This window comes from Pseudomonas sp. GM74 (assembly GCF_000282455.1).
In the GTDB taxonomy this organism is placed as follows: Bacteria; Pseudomonadota; Gammaproteobacteria; order Pseudomonadales; family Pseudomonadaceae; genus Aquipseudomonas.
The window spans coordinates 13,461-30,662 of record NZ_AKJG01000002.1 but is presented as its reverse complement, the minus strand read 5'-3'; the positions used below and the strand labels follow the sequence as shown (position 1 = coordinate 30,662).

Annotated in this window: 16 protein-coding genes; 4 read left to right on the top strand and 12 right to left on the bottom strand. The window is 60.2% G+C overall.

What is annotated here, in order from left to right; all coding sequences use genetic code 11:
- Nucleotides 1–33: 33 nt before the first annotated feature.
- The 5 genes from PMI34_RS26790 to PMI34_RS26810 form a co-directional block, all read right to left on the bottom strand.
- Nucleotides 34–798, bottom strand: a complete 765-nt coding sequence (locus tag PMI34_RS26790) for a hypothetical protein (RefSeq protein ID WP_008045367.1) — start codon at nt 796–798, stop codon at nt 34–36.
- A 482-nt stretch (nt 799–1,280) separates the two neighbouring features.
- On the bottom strand, nt 1,281–2,036 hold the full coding sequence (gene tcyN / locus PMI34_RS26795; RefSeq protein WP_008045365.1) for an L-cystine ABC transporter ATP-binding protein TcyN: 756 nt from the start codon (nt 2,034–2,036) through the stop codon (nt 1,281–1,283).
- 4 nt (nt 2,037–2,040) lie between these two features.
- Complete coding sequence (tcyL, locus tag PMI34_RS26800) at nt 2,041–2,706, bottom strand: cystine ABC transporter permease (protein WP_007972897.1); 666 nt, start codon at nt 2,704–2,706, stop codon at nt 2,041–2,043.
- Nucleotides 2,706–3,506, bottom strand: coding sequence for a cystine ABC transporter substrate-binding protein (gene tcyJ, locus PMI34_RS26805; protein WP_008045363.1), 801 nt, complete (start codon nt 3,504–3,506; stop codon nt 2,706–2,708). The genes tcyL and tcyJ overlap by 1 nt, the downstream gene beginning before the upstream one ends.
- A 232-nt stretch (nt 3,507–3,738) precedes the next feature.
- A complete protein-coding gene (locus PMI34_RS26810) occupies nt 3,739–4,731 on the bottom strand; it encodes a D-cysteine desulfhydrase (RefSeq protein ID WP_008045361.1) in 993 nt (330 codons plus the stop codon).
- A 190-nt stretch (nt 4,732–4,921) separates the two neighbouring features.
- Between PMI34_RS26810 and epsC the strand changes: the two genes are divergently transcribed.
- Nucleotides 4,922–5,848, top strand: a complete 927-nt coding sequence (epsC, locus tag PMI34_RS26815) for a serine O-acetyltransferase EpsC (RefSeq protein ID WP_008045359.1) — start codon at nt 4,922–4,924, stop codon at nt 5,846–5,848.
- 397 nt (nt 5,849–6,245) lie between these two features.
- Nucleotides 6,246–8,201, top strand: a complete 1,956-nt coding sequence (betT, locus tag PMI34_RS26820; RefSeq protein WP_162130348.1) for a choline transporter BetT — start codon at nt 6,246–6,248, stop codon at nt 8,199–8,201.
- A gap of 9 nt (nt 8,202–8,210) precedes the next feature.
- Here betT and PMI34_RS26825 read toward each other — a convergent pair whose 3' ends face one another.
- A complete protein-coding gene (locus PMI34_RS26825) occupies nt 8,211–8,471 on the bottom strand; it encodes a hypothetical protein (RefSeq protein WP_008045355.1) in 261 nt (86 codons plus the stop codon).
- A 65-nt stretch (nt 8,472–8,536) separates the two neighbouring features.
- Complete coding sequence (locus PMI34_RS26830) at nt 8,537–9,277, bottom strand: SDR family oxidoreductase (protein ID WP_008045353.1); 741 nt, start codon at nt 9,275–9,277, stop codon at nt 8,537–8,539.
- 120 nt (nt 9,278–9,397) lie between these two features.
- On the opposite strand from PMI34_RS26830, the gene PMI34_RS26835 reads away from it, so the two are divergent.
- Nucleotides 9,398–10,288, top strand: coding sequence for a LysR family transcriptional regulator (locus PMI34_RS26835; RefSeq protein WP_008045352.1), 891 nt, complete (start codon nt 9,398–9,400; stop codon nt 10,286–10,288).
- A 134-nt stretch (nt 10,289–10,422) separates the two neighbouring features.
- Complete coding sequence (gene mgrA / locus PMI34_RS26840; RefSeq protein ID WP_008045351.1) at nt 10,423–11,460, top strand: L-glyceraldehyde 3-phosphate reductase; 1,038 nt, start codon at nt 10,423–10,425, stop codon at nt 11,458–11,460.
- A 167-nt stretch (nt 11,461–11,627) separates the two neighbouring features.
- Here mgrA and tauD read toward each other — a convergent pair whose 3' ends face one another.
- The 5 genes from tauD to gshA form a co-directional block, all read right to left on the bottom strand.
- On the bottom strand, nt 11,628–12,479 hold the full coding sequence (gene tauD, locus PMI34_RS26845) for a taurine dioxygenase (RefSeq protein WP_008045350.1): 852 nt from the start codon (nt 12,477–12,479) through the stop codon (nt 11,628–11,630).
- Between the two features lie 128 nt (nt 12,480–12,607).
- Nucleotides 12,608–13,441 (bottom strand): taurine ABC transporter permease TauC, encoded by an 834-nt coding sequence (gene tauC, locus PMI34_RS26850; RefSeq protein ID WP_008045348.1) that lies wholly within the window; start codon nt 13,439–13,441, stop codon nt 12,608–12,610.
- Complete coding sequence (gene tauB, locus PMI34_RS26855) at nt 13,438–14,232, bottom strand: taurine ABC transporter ATP-binding subunit (RefSeq protein WP_008045346.1); 795 nt, start codon at nt 14,230–14,232, stop codon at nt 13,438–13,440. Before tauB ends, tauC begins: the two co-directional genes overlap by 4 nt.
- A gap of 15 nt (nt 14,233–14,247) precedes the next feature.
- A complete protein-coding gene (tauA, locus tag PMI34_RS26860; protein WP_008045344.1) occupies nt 14,248–15,225 on the bottom strand; it encodes a taurine ABC transporter substrate-binding protein in 978 nt (325 codons plus the stop codon).
- Between the two features lie 240 nt (nt 15,226–15,465).
- Nucleotides 15,466–17,049 (bottom strand): glutamate--cysteine ligase, encoded by a 1,584-nt coding sequence (gene gshA / locus PMI34_RS26865; protein ID WP_008045342.1) that lies wholly within the window; start codon nt 17,047–17,049, stop codon nt 15,466–15,468.
- Nucleotides 17,050–17,202: the final 153 nt, after the last annotated feature.

Genomic DNA, 17,202 nt, shown 5'->3' with positions numbered 1-17,202 from the left:
AGATAGAAGGATGATTCCGCCACAGACGTTTCTTTATCGTCTACGGGGTTCAGCAGCCTTGAGGGGCTGTTTCTTCGGGACTTTCAGATAAGGATTGGCGCAACCGATCTTCAGCGTGCGGGCCGGTGCCCAACGGGAGTTGTTGCCCACCCGATCGAGAATGCAGTACGTCACTTCCAGCCGCAGATCTTCGCCGGCTTCGAGGATGATGGCCGGCGGTATCCACACCTGGATCGGCTGACCTACATCGGTGGACTTGAGCCGTGGCAGATCCATGCGCACATCGCCCCAGCGCAGGGTGATTTCGTCGTCGACGGCCATGTTCAGGTACGGCTCGATGGTCAAGGGAACACCGCGTTTGACCTGGCTTGGATTGACCCCTTGACGGCGAATCGCCTCGGGAATGCTCACCGGTGCCAGGCACTGGTTTTCATCGCCGCACAGCGCCGAGGGCTGGCCGCCTGGACAGTCGAGTTTGATCTGCACGTGTTGACTGGCCGATACCGCCGGGCCCCGGCCAATCTGCATGACCCGGTAGTGAATGCGCGAGGTACCGTTGGTGACAAAACTCTCAGGCACCCGCAACTGCACCGGTCGGCCGACATCGCTGGCCGTCAGCACGCGGGAGGCCACGTAGCAGTTGTCCCAGAACAGTTCGATCAGGTCTCCTGCGTCCATGGCGGGGTAGGGCGCCACATCGATCAGCAGGTGCGCCGCGCAAGTGACGTTAATGCCGGTCTTGTTGGATTGCGCCAGGGTCGGGGCCGCAAGCCCGGATTTGTTCGAGGTGCTTTTCATGAAGTCTCCTTGAAGTCTTGCAACGAAGTCCGTTTCTGGGAAATCAAAAACTAAATATCGAACAGCAAAACCATTCATTACTTTTAATTGAAATAATGAGTCTGGCGGGAAGGGTGACGTTGTTCGGAGACTAGATAAGAGTCACGGGGAACTGGTGTCAATGAGATTTGTTAGTTGTGGGAGGGTAGGTGGTGTTATTCAGAAAGTTCCTACGGCGCTAAGTAAGTAAACCATGCCGGTGTGTCGAATTTGTCCGATGAAATTGGCCAGATCAGGGCGACTTTGCACGCGTGGTTGGCCAAGTGCCGGGAAAGGAGTTTGGTGGGGAGAGGGCGTTTAATTATTGCGGTACATATATATGTACCGCGCGCGCGTACAAAATATGTATATCGAATAGAGGGTGGTTAGTTTGGTATTGATGAGGGATTTTTTGTGGGGTGTCACTTCCATCCATGGAAGGTGACTGTTGTTGAGCGGGGTTTTTAGTTGTGGGCGTTATTCAGGAACTTGCTCAGGAACTGTTTCGTCCGTTCTTCTTTCGGGTTGGCAAACAATGCCTTCGCTTCGCCTTGCTCGACGATCACACCCTTGTCGAAAAACACCACACGGTTGGCCACGTCCCGGGCAAAGCCCATTTCGTGGGTGACGATCACCATGGTGCGCTTCTCTTCGGCCAGACCGCGGATGGTCGCCAGCACCTCGCCCACCAGTTCCGGGTCGAGGGCCGAGGTCGGCTCATCGAACAGGATCACTTCGGGCTCCATCGCCAGTGCCCGGGCAATCGCCACGCGCTGTTGCTGGCCACCGGAGAGGCGACGCGGGTAAGCGTCCTCCTTGCCCGCCAGACCGACCTTGGCCAATAGTTTTTTACCCAGGGCAACAGCGTCGTCGCGCGGTGTCTTCTTGACCACGATCGGGCCTTCGATGACGTTTTCCAGGGCGGTGCGATGGGGGAACAGGTTGAAGTTCTGGAACACGAAGCCCACGTGCTGGCGCAAACGTCGCACCAGGCTCTGCTGCTGGTTCAGGGGGCGGCTGGTATCGACTTCGATATCGCCGACCTTGATCCGGCCGCTGGTGGGTTCTTCCAGAAAATTCAGGCAGCGCAGGAAGGTGGTCTTGCCCGAACCACTCGGGCCGATGATCGCGATCACCTCGCCTTCCTTGACCTCAAGATCGATGCCATTGAGCACGACTTGACCCTTGAACTGCTTTGTCAGTTTTTCCACGACAATCATTGGGTCAGGACTCCTGGTCGTGCCGATTGACCCGCGCTTCCAACTGGTTCTGCAGGTGCGACAGCACCGTGGCCAGGACCCAGTAGATCAGTGCGGCGGCAAGATACATGGTGAAGATTTCGAAGGTACGGGCGGTGATCAGTTGTGCCTGGCGGAACAGTTCCGGTACCTGGATGGTAGCGGCCAGCGCCGTGTCCTTGACCAGCGAAATGAAGCTGTTGCCCAGCGGCGGCAATGCGGTGCGCATCGCCTGCGGCAGGATGGCCCGGCGCAGGGTCTGCGCGCGGGTCATGCCGATACTGGCAGCGGCTTCCCACTGGCCGCGCTCGATGGAGCTGATCGCGGCACGCAGGATTTCGCAGGCATAGGCGGCCATGTTCAGCGAGAAGCCGATCAGGGCCGCCGGCAGCGGATCCAGTTCCAGACCCAATTGCGGCAAGCCGTAATAGATCACGAACAGTTGCACCAGCAACGGCGTGCCGCGAAAGAACGACACGTAGATGCGGGCGATCCAGCTCACCAGCTTGAAGCGCGACAGGCGCATCAGCGCCAGGCCGAACCCCATCACCAGGCCGAAGAACATCCCGCCCAGGCTGAGGATGACCGTGTAGTACGCGCCCTTGAGCAGAAAGGGCACGGAGTCCAGTGCGAGTTGGAAAGCTTCTTCCATTATTGAGTGACGTCAGCGTTGAAGTATTTTTCCGAGAGCTTTTTCAGGGTGCCATCGGCGCGCAGCTTGTCGATCGCCTTGTTCACCGCGGCCAGCAGTTCAGGCTCGCCTTTGCGCAGGGCAATGCCGGCTTCCTGACGGGAGAACGCGTCACCGGCGGCGGTGGTGTCCTTGGCTTTCTTGGCGTATTCCAGTGCAGCCAGACGGTCGATCAGAATGGCGTCGATACGGCCGACACGCAGGTCCTGGAACTTGGTCGGATCATCTTCGTAGGTGCGGACGTCAGCGGTCGGCACATTGGTTTTCACCCACTCTTCGTAGTTGGTGCCCAGGCCTACGCCGACTTTCTTGCCACCCAGGTCGGCAGCGGTCTTGATGTTCAGCTCGGCGGCCTTCTTGGTCAGCACCAGCGCCTGGATACCGGAAACGGTGTAAGGCTCGGAGAAGTCGTACTTCTTCTTGCGTTCTTCGGAGATGGTCACCTGGTTGATCACTGCGTCCAGGCGCTTGGATTCCAGGGCCGCGAGGATGCCGTCCCATTTGGTCGGTTGCAGTTTGACCTTGACGCCCAGCTCTTTGGCCAGGGCTTCGGAGAACTCGACTTCGAAGCCGGTCAGTTTGCCGTCGGCATCGACGAAACTGAACGGTGGGTAAGTGCCTTCCAGGCCGACGTTGATCACGCCTTTGTCCTTGATTTGTTGCAGTTGCTCACCGGCAACCGCCTGGCCAATCAGGCCGGCGCTCAGTGCCAGGCCCAGCGAACCCACCAGCAGATTGCGACGTAGTGCGGAAAAATTCATGACAAGCCCCTGTGTTTTCTTATGGAAGACGCTTTAGGAAAGTTGGCAAATTCGGGATTTGGACGACTGCGATATCCTGCCCTAAAGCAGCTTATGCGTCTCGCTGCAAATTCGCCTGCGGCGTGACTATAAGATGACGCCGTTAGATAGGAAAATAATAAATATTCTATTTATTATTCTTTATTTGAATATTAATTCAAATACGTTCCCACGCGAACGCGGGAACGATCAGTCAGATAAAGTCTTTGTAGGCAAACAACGCCGGCGCCCCGCCGGTGTGCAGGAAGATAATCGGACCTTCGTCGAAACGCTGACGCCCGATCCCGTCCAGCAAGCCCGCCATGGCCTTGCCAGTGTAGACCGGGTCCAGCAGCAAGCCTTCCTGACTCGCCAGCAGCTTCACCGCCGCCAGTGTGCCGGCATTCGGCTCGCCATAACGCGGGGCGAAATATTCATCCCACAACTCGACCTTGAAAGCCTCCGGCAGATTCACGCCCAGCAACTCGGCAGTGCGTTCGGCCAGGCCTTGAACCTTTGGCCGCTGGTCTTCATCGCTGCGCGAAACCGTCACGCCGATCACTGGCAGATCCGGCAATGCTTCACTCAGGGCCAATGCCAGGCCGCTATGGGTACCGGCGCTGCCCGAGGCCAGGACCACGGCAGCGAACTTCAGACCGGTGTCCTTGATCTGCTCGGCCAGTTCCAGCCCGGCGCGCACGTAACCCAGGGCGCCCAGCGCATTGGAGCCACCGATCGGCACCAGGTACGGCTTCTTGCCGTTGCTGCGCAGTCGGTTGGCCAGGGCTTGCAGTTGCTCGTCGGCGTTGTCGAGGTTTTCCACCAGTTCGACCTTGGCATCGAACAGGTCGAGCAGCAGGCGGTTGCCGTTGCCGGTGTAATTGATGTCGTCAGTACCCAGAGGATTTTCCAGAAGGGCTACGCAGCCCAGTCCCAACTTGGCGGCAATGGCGGCTGTCTGGCGCACGTGGTTCGATTGCAGCGCGCCCGCCGTGATCAAGGTGTCGGCACCCTGGGCCAAGGCATCGGCGGCCAGGTATTCGAGTTTGCGCAGCTTGTTGCCGCCCATTGCCAGCGGCGTCAGGTCATCGCGCTTGACGTACAGGTCGCGGCCCAGCCAGGTCGACAGGCGTTCGAGTTTTTCCAGGGCGGTGGGCTGACCGAGCAGGTCGAGGCGGTTAAAGCGGGCGAGCTGTTGTTTGATCATGAGTCCGTACTGGCGGTTGAAGATCTCAGGACTATAGGCACGCCAAAAAGTTGGGGCAACCGCCAATCGCTTATAGCCAATCGAACTGAGCACAGCACTATTGGTTCTTAATTTGCCTCGCGACCCTTGCCGTAAAGTAATCCCCGTCAGTGCGGCCAGACAGTCCGGCCGCCCATGAGGAGTTTTTACCGTGAGTGAGCGTTCCAGCCATTGGCAATTGCAGACCATCGTCAGCCAGCTGCGCACGGCACGTGAACAGTGGCGTGCACAAAACGGCCGGGCCAGCGGCGAGCAGGGCGGTCGCGAATTGCCGTCCCGCGCAGCCATGGCGGACATTCTCGAAGCCCTGTGCGGTGCGCTGTTCCCGATGCGCCTGGGGCCGGTTGACCTGCGCGAAGAGAGCGAAGATTTCTACGTCGGCCACACCCTCGATGTGGCGCTGAATGCGCTGTTGGCCCAGGCGCGACTCGAATTGCGCTACGCCGCGCGCCACAGTGCCCAGGCCGAGACTGAAGTCGAAGCCAAAACCATCCAGATCATTCAGGACTTCGCCCTCGCTTTGCCCGGGTTGCGCAGCCTGTTGGACAGCGACGTGCTCGCGGCCTATCACGGCGACCCGGCGGCGCGCAGCGTCGATGAAGTGTTGTTGTGCTACCCGGGGATTCTGGCGGTGATTCACCATCGTCTGGCCCACCATTTGTATCGCGCCGGGTTGCCGCTGCTGGCGCGGATCAGCGCGGAAATCGCTCACTCGGCCACCGGTATCGACATTCACCCAGGTGCGCAGATCGGCCGCAGTTTCTTCATCGACCACGGGACGGGCGTGGTGATTGGCGAGACGGCAATCATCGGCGAGCGCGTGCGGATCTATCAGGCGGTGACCTTGGGCGCCAAGCGCTTCCCGGCGGACGAAGACGGTCAGCTGCAGAAAGGCCAGCCACGGCACCCGATTGTCGAGGATGACGTGGTGATTTATGCCGGGGCGACGATTCTGGGGCGGATCACCATCGGCCAGGGCTCGACCATTGGCGGTAACGTCTGGCTGACCCGCAGCGTGCCGGCGGGCAGCAACCTGACCCAGGCGAATCTGCAGCATGATGATGGGGCGCAAAAATAAGATCCCTGCCGTAGGACTTGTAGGACTTGTAGGAGCTGTCGAGTGCAACGAGGCTGTGATCTTTTCCAATGCACCGCAAAATCAAGATCAAAAGATCGCAGCCTCGTTGCACTCGACAGCTCCTACAGCTCCTACAGCTCCTACAGAACCCCGTAAAACCCGCGTAATACCCTCCCTTGAGCTAGCGTATTAACACTACCGCCGAGCCCTGCGATTAGTCCTTAGCCCCCTATCCATGTTTAACTTGAACGTTCATTCAAGTTAAACCGGCGGTTCGCTGCCCGCTCACAACAGGAGGCTTGCCTTTGCTGAGTCTGATTTCTACAGCCACGTTTTACCCCTTCGAGGTGCACCGAACATGAGTGCATCGTCCATCCCTCCAAGCGGCCTGATCCGCATGAATCCGCCGGTGTTCTGGTTCTCGGCGAGTTTCATCCTGTTGTTTGGTGTCGTTGTCATCGCCATGCCCGAGCAGGCCGGTGCCTGGTTGCTGGCGGCGCAAAACTGGGCGGCCAACACGGTCGGCTGGTATTACCTGCTGGCGATGACCCTGTATCTGGTCTTCGTGGTGGTCACCGCCTTGTCCGGCTACGGCAAGATCAAGCTCGGTGCCGACCACGACGAACCCGAATTCAGTTATTTGTCCTGGGCTGGCATGCTGTTCGCCGCCGGGATCAGCATCACCCTGTTTTTCTTCTGCGTGTCCGAGCCGTTGACCCACATGCTGCAACCGCCCCAAGGCGAGGCCGGTACGGCGGATGCGGCGCGCCAGGCGATGCAGATTCTGTTTCTGCACTGGGGCCTGCATGGCTGGGGCGTGTTCGCCTTTGTCGGCATGGCGCTGGCCTACTTCGCCTACCGGCATAACCTGCCACTGGCCCTGCGCTCGGCGCTGTATCCGCTGATCGGCAAGCGCATCAATGGCCCCATCGGCTACGCGGTGGATGGCTTCGGCATCATCGCCACGGTGTTCGGCCTCGGTGCCGATATGGGCTTTGGTGTGTTGCACCTCAACTCGGGCCTGGACTACCTGTTCGGCATCGCCCACACCCAGTGGGTTCAGGTTGGCCTGATCACCTTGATGATGGGCGCTGCGATCATCGTTGCGGTCTCCGGCGTCGACAAGGGCGTGCGGGTCATGTCCGACATCAACATGCTGCTGGCCTGCGCGCTGCTGCTGTTCGTACTGTTCGCCGGCCCCACGCAGCACTTGCTCAACACCCTGATCCAGAACCTCGGCGACTACCTCGGCGCCTTGCCGATGAAGAGTTTCGACCTCTACGCCTACGACAAACCCAGCGACTGGCTGGGCGGCTGGACGGTGTTCTACTGGGCCTGGTGGATTGCATGGTCGCCGTTCGTGGGCTTGTTCATCGCACGGATTTCCCGTGGCCGCACCATTCGCGAGTTCGTCTTCGGCGTGCTGTTGATTCCGCTCGGCTTTACCCTGGCGTGGATGTCCATTTTCGGCAACAGCGCCATCGATCAAGTGCTCAACCACGGCATGAGCGCGCTCGGCATGTCGGCCATCGACAATCCGTCGATGACGCTCTACCTGTTGCTGGAAACCTACCCGTGGAGCAAAACCGTCATCGCGGTCACGGTGTTCATCAGCTTCGTGTTCTTCGTCACCTCCGCCGACTCCGGCACCGTAGTGCTGTCGACGCTGTCTGCCAAGGGCGGCAACCCGGATGAAGACGGGCCGAAATGGCTGCGGGTGTTCTGGGGTGCGATGACCGCATTGGTAACCAGTGCGCTGCTGTTTTCCGGCAGCATCGATGCGCTGAAGTCAGCGGTGGTCCTGACCTCGCTGCCGTTCTCGCTGATCCTGCTGTTGATGATGTGGGGGCTGCACAAGGCGTTTTATCTGGAGTCGCAGAAGCAGATCGCGCAGATGCATTCACTGGCACCGGTGTCCGGTTCACGGCGGGGCGGTTGGCGTCAGCGCCTGAGTCAGGCGGTGCATTTCCCGTCGCGGGATGAGGTCTATCGCTTCCTCGACACCACGGTGCGTCCGGCGATTGAAGAGGTGTCCGCGGTGTTCCGGGAAAAGGGTTTGCACGTGGTCATGCACCCGGACCCGGCCCATGACAGCGTCAGCCTGGAAATCGGTCATGGCGACCAGCATCCGTTCGTTTATCAGGTGCAGATGCGCGGCTATTTCACGCCATCGTTTGCCCGTGGCGGCATGGGTTCCAAGCAACTCAACAATCGCCGCTATTACCGGGCCGAAGTGCATTTGAGCGAGGGCAGTCAGGACTACGATCTGGTCGGCTACACCAAGGAGCAGATCATCAACGACATCCTCGACCAGTACGAACGGCACATGCAGTTCCTGCATCTGGTGCGTTGATCAAGGCCTTCACGTCTCGGTGGTCAGCACCATGAACAACACCAGTGCCGCTACCGGGACACCGAACACGGCGCTGCCGACCACCAGTTCGGTGCTCAATGGCTGGCCGGCATGCACAATGCCGACTGCGCCGTTGATCAGCGTCAGCGCCAGCCACAGCAGGATAAAACCGTAGGCCAGGGTCTGGCGGGTGAAGCCGATTTTCTCGCCGATGTAGAGCATCAGCGCCAGGAGGATCAGGCCGAAGGTGATGATGATGGTGGTGTGCATGGTGTGTGCTTCCGCTGGATTTTTTTGCCTGACAAACCGCTATCGCGGTGTCTGTCTGAGCATAGTTAAGCCAATCCACCATTGACCCGCAAAACCTGCCCGTTGACCCACGCCGAATCCGGTCCGACGAGGAAGGACACGACTCGGGCAATATCCTGCGGCTGACCGAGACGCTCCAGCGGCGCCATCTTCGCGAAATTCTGAATCTGCTCCTCACTCTTGCCGTGCAAAAACAACTCAGTCGCCACCGGCCCGGGTGCCACCGCATTGACGGTGATGTTGCGCCCGCGCATTTCCTTGGCGAATACCTGGGTCAGGGATTCCACTGCCGCTTTGCTGGCGATGTACACCGCATAGCCCGGCAGGTTCATGCCGACAGTGCTGCTGGAGAAGTTGATGATCCGGCCACCGCTGTTCAGGCGGGTCGCCGCTTCACGCAGGGTATTGAAGGTACCGCGAGCGTGGATGTTGAAGTTCTGCTCGAACAGTTCGTCGCTGTGTTGCGCCAGTGGCAGCACCTTGAGGATGCCGGCGTTGTTCACCAACACATCGACATTGCCCAGTTGGGTTTCTGTCTCGTCGAACATCCGGCGCACGTCGTCGGCATTGGCCACATCGGCCTTGATCGCTATGGCCTGATGGCCGGCCTGACGCAACTCCACCACCAGTTTGGAGGCTTCGGTGGCGCTGCTGGCGTAGTTGATGGCAACGGCGAAACCTTCGCTGGCCAATTGTTTGGCGATGACCGCGCCGATGCCGCGGGAGGCGCCGGTCACTATGGCAACTTTCGGAGTTTGATGAGTCATGTTGGTGTTCCTGTCGACGGGGTGTGAAGCCAATTTCACATGTTTACTCAGGCCGATAAATGCACGAGAGTTGCCTTGACTGTTCAATAATCGCCAACAATCGAGTGCCTGGAGTGAGTTGTGGACCAAGTCAAAGCGATGAAGATTTTTGTGCGGATCTACGAGCGCAGCAGCTTCACGCAGGCTGCCGATGACCTGAACCTGCCACGCGCAACACTGACCCACACCTTGAATCAGTTCGAGGCCTGGCTCGGTACGCGTTTGTTGGAGCGCAGCACGCGTAAAGTGCGTCCGACGCTGGATGGCGAGGCCTACTACCTGCGTTGCGTGCAACTGCTGGCAGAGCTGGAAGAAGCGGAATTGGCGTTTCGCGGTGTGGCACCGAAGGGGCGGCTGCGGGTGGACTTGCACGGGACATTGGCCAAGCACTTCGTGATCCCGGCATTGCCGCAATTCATGGCGCGTTATCCCGACATCGACCTGTCGATCAGCGAGGCTGACCGCCAGGTCGATCTGATCACTGAAGGTATCGATTGCGTGTTGCGCGCAGGAACATTGGGCGACTCCACGCTGATCGGCAAGCGTATCGCCAACCTGCGTCAGATCACCTGCGCCAGCCCCGCCTATTTGCGCAAATACGGCGAACCGAAAAGCCTTGCCGACCTGAGCCGGCACCGTGCGGTGAACTACGTTTCGCGCACGACGGCCAGGTTGTTCCCGTTTGAATTCATGGTGGACGGTGAAGTCAAGGAAGTGGCCATCGACGGTGCGGTCTCGGTGTTCGGCGCAGAAATCTACGCCGCCTCGGCGATTGCCGGGCTGGGCCTGATCCAGTGCCCGCACTACCGGATGGAAACGCAGATTTCCCAAGGCCTGGTGCAGGAAGTCCTCGTCGACACACCACCGCCATCGATGCCGGTTTCGGTGCTATACCCGCACAACCGACACATGTCGCCCAGGGTCCGGGTGTTTGTGGACTGGTTGGGGGAGGTGTTTTCGGGGGCGCGGTAGATTGTTGGCGGGGAAGTATCTGAAACGTTTCAGCCATTAGTCGAATCCGGGGTTTTCTGGCGTTTGTCCGGGCGTATGCTGGGCGACTGGCGAAGCAGTCGATACCAGATTCAAGACCGACAAGAGAGGATTCGATGACTTACACCGCTGCCGAAAACCGCTACGACTCCATACCCTACCGCCGCGTGGGTCGCAGCGGCCTGGTGCTGCCGGCACTGTCGCTGGGCCTGTGGCACAACTTCGGCGACAGCACGCCGATCGATACCCAGCGCGCGTTGTTGCGCACGGCATTCGACCTGGGCATCAACCACTTCGACCTGGCCAACAACTACGGCCCGCCGTACGGCAGCGCGGAGATCAACTTCGGCCGTTTACTGCGTGAAGACTTCAAGCAGTACCGCGACGAACTGATCATTTCCAGCAAGGCCGGTTGGGACATGTGGCCCGGCCCTTACGGACAGGGCGGCGGTTCGCGCAAGTACGTGCTGGCCAGCCTCGACCAGAGCCTGCAACGCCTGGGCGTGGACTACGTCGACATCTTTTACTCCCACCGTTTTGATCCGGATACCCCGCTGGAAGAAACCGCCAGCGCACTCGCGACTGCGGTGCAGCAGGGCAAGGCGTTGTACATCGGCATCTCTTCGTACTCCGGGGTGAAAACCCGCGAAATGGCGGCGTTGCTCAAAGAGTGGAAAGTGCCGCTGCTGATTCACCAGCCGGCCTACAACCTGCTCAATCGCTGGGTGGAAAAAGACCTGCTGGACACCACCGACGAACTCGGCACCGGTGTGATCGCCTTCACCCCGCTGGCCCAGGGCTTGCTGACCGACAAATACCTCAACGGCGTACCGGAGGATGCACGGGTCAACCGTCCGGGCGGTGGTTCGTTGCAGGCATCGCATTTGTCCGAGGCCAACATTGCCCAGGTGCGGGCACTCAACGAAATCGCCAGGCGTCGTGGCCAGAGCCTGGCGCAACTGGCGCTGGCCTGGACCCTGCGCGATCCACGGGTCACTTCGGCATTGATTGGCGCGAGCCGGCCGGAGCAGATCATCGAGAACGTCGGCGCGTTGAAGAACCTGAGCTTCAGTGCGCAGGAGCTGGCGGAGATTGACCGGTTTGCCCAAGAGGGCGGGATCAATCTTTGGGAGAAGCCTTCGACTGCGGAGTAAGTGATCGGCACTGGCTTTTTGGTGCCTGTTCCGGCCTCTTCGCGGGCAAGTCGGATCGCCGCACCGCCGCTCCCACAGTGTCCGAGTCGCACACAAACTCTGTGAGCACTACTGAACCTGTGGGAGCGGGCTTGCCCGCGAAGAGGCCTGAACAGGCAATGAAGATGTCAGGGACTCACCGAAAAAAACGGCACATCCCCCAACACCGTCGCCCGCTGCATCACCCGCCGCGCCGGCCGGTAATCGTCCACCGCGTAATGCTGGGTCACGCGGTTGTCCCAGAATGCAATGTCATCCTGCTGCCAACGCCAACGAATGGTGAATTCCGGCCGCGTCGAATGGGCGAACAGGAACTTCAGAATCGCCTCGTTCTCGGTTTCCGACAGTTCGTTGATCTTCGAGGTGAAGCCTTCGTTGACGAACAGCGAGCGGCGCCCGCTGACCGGGTGCGTGCGGATCACCGGGTGCGACAGCGGCGGATTCTTGCGCCGTGCTTCTTCCCATTGGGCCAGCGCCTCTGGCGTGTTGCCGTAGCGTTCCAGCGGAAACGAACGGGTGAAATCGTGGGTGGCGGTCAGGCCTTCGAGCAAGGTTTTCAGCGGCGCAGACAGGGCCTCGTACGCGGCAATCCCGCTGGCCCATAACGTGTCGCCGCCAAACTCCGGCAGCAACTTGGCGCTGAGCACCGCACCCATGGCCGGGGTCGGCAGGAAGGTCACGTCGGTGTGCCAGATCGCGTTGTCACGCACGTCGGTGACGGCGGTGTCGAGGATCAGCACTTCGGGTTGCTCCGGCACATTCGGGTAGATCGGGTGAATGTGCAGGTCGCCGAAATTGGCGGCGAATCGCGCCTGTTGCTGTGGTGTGATCGGCTGGTCGCGAAAGAACAGAACTTGATGCTTGAGCAGGGCCTGCTCGATGGCGTCGCGTTGTTCCGCGCTCAGTGGCTGGCTGATGTCGATGCCGCTGATCTGTGCACCGAGGGCGGAGCTTAAAGGGGTGATGGTCAACTCGTTCATGGTTGTTCTCTTCAATTCGGGTGCGCTTTTTGTGGGAGCGGGCTTGCTCGCGAAAGCGGTGTGTCAGTCTCAATAAAGTCGCCTGACACTCTGCATTCGCGAGCAAGCCCGCTCCCACATTTATGATTTCAGTGAGCCTGGCCGTGCCACGGCACCAGTTTGCGCTGCAATTTGCGCAGGCCCATTTCCATCGCGAAAGCGATCAGTGCAATCACCAGAATCCCCAGTACCACCACATCGGTGACCAGAAACTGCGCGGCCGATTGCACCATGAAGCCCAGGCCGCTGGTGGCGGCGATCAGTTCGGCGGCGACCAGCGTCGACCAACCCACGCCGAGGCCAATGCGCACACCGGTCAGAATGTCCGGCAAGGCACTGGGCAAGATCACGTGGCGAATCAACTGCACGCGCGTTGCGCCCAGCGACTGCGCGGCGCGCAATTTGGCCGGGTCGACCGTGCGCACACCGGTGGCGGTGGCGATGGCAATCGGAGCGAAGATCGCGAGGTAGATCAGCAGCACTTTTGACAACTCACCGATGCCGCACCAGATCACGATCAGCGGCAGATAAGCCAACGGCGGAATCGGCCGGTAGAACTCGATCAGCGGATCGAGCACACCACGGGCGATACGGTTGGCGCCGATGGCGATTCCCACCGGCACGGCGGTGAGAATCGCAAAGCCGAGGCCCAGGCCGATGCGGCTCAGGCTCGCGCCGAGGTGCTGCCACAGGGTTGAATCCATGTAACCCGAGGTCGCCAACAGCCAGCCTTTTTGCAGCACGGCTGACGGTGGTGGCAGGAACAGCGGCTCGATCAAGCCGGTCGCCGTCACGGCCCACCAAACAGCAACGAGAACGACCAGTGTCAGCACACTGATCCATCGAGTGCTCAAACGGCGACTTGCCGGAATCACGTCTGAGCCTGGTGTTATCGCTGCGACGGGAATTTCGTAGCTGCTCATGCGCGCTCCTGCCGCTGGGCGGCGCTGCGTTGGGAGAACACTTTGGCGAGTACGTGTTCGCGGGTTTCGATAAAACCCGGGTCGGACTTGATCGAGCGGGCCGACTCACCGGCGGCATAACGCTGACCGAAATCGAGGCTCAGGCGCTCGACGATTTGCCCTGGGTTGGGCGCCAACAGAATCAGGTCGGTGGCGAGGAACACGGCTTCTTCGATGTCGTGGGTAATCAGGAATACCGGTTTGGCGGTGCGTTGCCAGACTTGCAGCAACAGTTCCTGCATCTGCTCGCGAGTAAAGGCGTCGAGGGCGCCGAAAGGTTCGTCCATCAGCAACACGCGTGGATCGGCGGCGAGGGCGCGGGCCAGGCCGACACGCTGCTTCTGGCCGCCCGAAAGCTGCCAGATACGGCGTTGTTCAAAGCCTGAAAGGTCGACCAGGGCAAGCATTTCCCGGGCGCGAGCTTCGCGCTTGTCCCGGGCGATACCGGCCAGTTCAAGGCCGAATCCGACATTGGCCAGCACGTCTTGCCATGGCAGCAGCGCGTCGTCCTGGAACACCACGCCGCGCTCGGCACTCGGGCCTTTGACGGGCACGCCGTCGAGGGTGATGCGTCCGGCGCTGGGTTCGACGAAACCGGCAATCAGGTTCAACAGCGAAGTCTTGCCACTGCCGGACGGGCCGAGGGCGACCAGCAATTGCCGGGGCCCCAGGCTCAGGGAGATATCCGCCAACACCGATTCCGGGTTGCCGGGGTACTGTGCGCTGATGCGCTCCAGCTCAAGCAAAGCCATCGCATTGACTCCCGATCAGTTGGTGATGAACTTGGCGCTGACGTACGGCGCGTAGTCCGGCAGTACCGCCTCGACCTTGCCTTGTTCCTTGAGGAACGCCGCGGTGTCGGTGATGGCTTTGGTGGTCGGCGCGCCGAGGGTGAGCACCTGGTCAGCCGCCAGCGGGTAGACGTTGCCTTGCAGCAGCAATGGAATGTCGCTGGCCTTGGCGCCAGACAGTTTTACAAGCTTGTCGACGTTGCCCTGGTTGGCGAGCCAGGCTTGCGGGTCTTTGCGGTAATCGGCGTAGGCGTCCAGGGTCACTTTGGCGAACGCGGTGACGATCTCCGGGTGCTTCTCGGCGAAATCCTTGCGCACGATCCAGGCATCAAAGGTCGGTGCGCCGAACTTGGCCAGCTCGCCGGAGGTGATCAGTACCTTGCCGTTTTCCTTGGCGACCCCCAGGGCCGGATCCCACACGTACGTGGCGTCGATGTCACCGCGCTTCCAGGCGGCAATGATCGCGGGCGGAGCCAGGTTGAGGACGGTCACTTTCGATGGATCGATGTTCCAGTGCTTCAGCGCGGCCAGCAGGCTGTAGTGGCCGGTGGATACAAACGGCACGGCGATTTTCTTGCCGATCAGGTCTTGCGGGGTCTTGATCCCGGAATCGTCCCGGGCGACCAAGGCTTCGGCGGCACCGATCTGGGTGGCGATGAGGAAAGTTTCCACTGGCACTTTGCGGGTGATCGCGGCGGTCAGGGGGCTGGAGCCGAGATAGCCGATCTGCACGTCGCCGGAGGCGATGGCGGCGATGATATCGGCACCGTTGTCGAATTTACGCCAGCTGATATCGGCCTTGGTGGCCTTTTCGTAAGCGCCGTCAGCCTGGGCGACTTTCGCCGGGTCAACGGTGGTCTGGTAGGCGACGGTGAAGTCGGCCGCCTGGGCAAAAAAGCTCGCGGTAGCCAAGGACGCGGCCGCCAGCAAGCGTAGAGGGAAAGTCAGTTTCATCAGAAAGCTCCTTGTCAGGCGACCGAGTGTCGGCGTGAGAAAGAGACTAAATGATCTAAGAATTCTAAAATAAATAACTTTTTCGAATTAGCTTATGAGAGGAAAACTTGAGGAGCGACCGCTACGCGGTCATCGCGAGCAAGCTCGCTCCCACATTGGATCTTCGGTGTGAGCACAATCGTGCAAACACCATTGAACCCTGTGGGAGCGAGCTTGCTCGCGATAAGGTCCGAAGGACCTTCAGTTGCTGATAGCCAGAATGCTCGCCTGGTACGCCCCGACGAACACATCGAAATCACCGACTTCGTTCTGCTCCAGCTCAGCCTGCTCAGCCAGCGACGAACGCGCCCGCTCTTCAAACTTCGCTTGTTCCTCCGGCGCCAACGGCTCGCTGCGGAAGAACTCGGCATGGGCCTGGCTCTGGCGCAGGGAGAACTGGGCGAAGCTTTCCTTGTGTTCGGCCATCGCTGCCAATACCTGGGCCGACGGCGTCAGGGACGGGTCCTGGACCTTGGCCATCTGGGCGTCCAGCGCCTTGCTGTGGGCGTCACCGCCATGGCTCTGGTCGAGCATCGCCGCCAGAGGCGCGATTTTTTCCAGTAGCTCGCCGGCCCATTCCTTCAGGTCAACCGGCTGGCCATCCCGTTGCAGTTGCAGGCCCGGACGACGACCTTCCTTGACCACGCTGAGGAAGTTCGAGGTCGCGTTGCCGCAACTGGTGCTGGTCAGCAGCGGGCTGTCATTGAGCGCGCAGTACAGCAGGAACGCATCGAGGAAGCGCGACTCGGCAAGGTCGATGCCCATCGGCAGGAACGGGTTGATGTCCAGGCAGCGTACTTCGACGTACTGAATGCCACGGGCCATCAGCGCCTGGATAGGGCGCTCGCCGGTGTAGGTCACGCGTTTCGGGCGGATGTTGGAGTAGTACTCGTTTTCGATCTGCAGAATGTTGGTGTTGAGCTGTACCCACTCGCCATCCTGGTGGGTGCCGACTTCGACGTACGGCGCATACGGCGTGGCCACCGCTTTGCGCAGGCTGTCGGTGTAGCTGTTCAGATCGTTGTAGCACGGCGTCAGGCCGGCCTGGGCGTTGCTCTGGTAACCCAGGTCGCTCATGCGCAGGCTGGTGGCGTACGGCAGGTACAAGGTCTGCGGGTCCAGTTGTTCCAACTGGTGCGAACGACCGCGCAGGAAGCCGGCGTCCAGTGCGGGTGAAGCACCGAACAGGTACATCAGCAGCCAGCTGTAGCGGCGGAAGTTGCGAATCAGCGCGATGTAGGACGACGACTGGAAGTCGCGGTCGGTGCCGACAAAGCCTTCGGCTTCCTTGAGCAACGGCCAGAGTTTTTCCGGCAGGGAAAAGTTGTAGTGGATGCCGGCAATGCATTGCATGGTCTTGCCGTAACGCAGGGCCAGGCCCTTGCGGTAGACGTACTTGAGCTGCCCGATATTGGACGTGCCGTAATAGGCGATCGGGATATCTTCCTCGGCCGGCAACGGGCACGGCATCGATGGGCTCCACAGGTACTCGTTGCCGAGCTTGCTGTAGGCAAAGCGGTGAATGCTGTCCAGACTCGCCAGCGTATCGGCAGGATCGGGCAGGGCCGGGGTGATGAACTCCAGCAGCGACTCGGAATAGTCGGTGGTGATCTGTTCATTGGTCAGCGCGGAACCCAATTCTTCCGGGTGCGGCGTTTGCGCCAGGCGACCTTCATCGGTCACGCGCAGGCATTCACGTTCGATGCCGTGAAGGCACTGTTCGAGCAGAGAGAGGTTAGCGCGCTCGCCGAGCAGAGCCAGGCGGCGGTTGAGAAGTTCGCTCAAGTTGGATTCCTTCACGCGTCAGTCGCCCCAATATGGGGGTGGGCAAGACGGTCTACAAGGGTGAAGTTAAAACTGGCGTTTTCGCCTGGTTTTTCGGGCTCTCAAAGCCCCTTTGGAACCGCCGACTTCAATCCTTGAATCTGGCAGATGCAC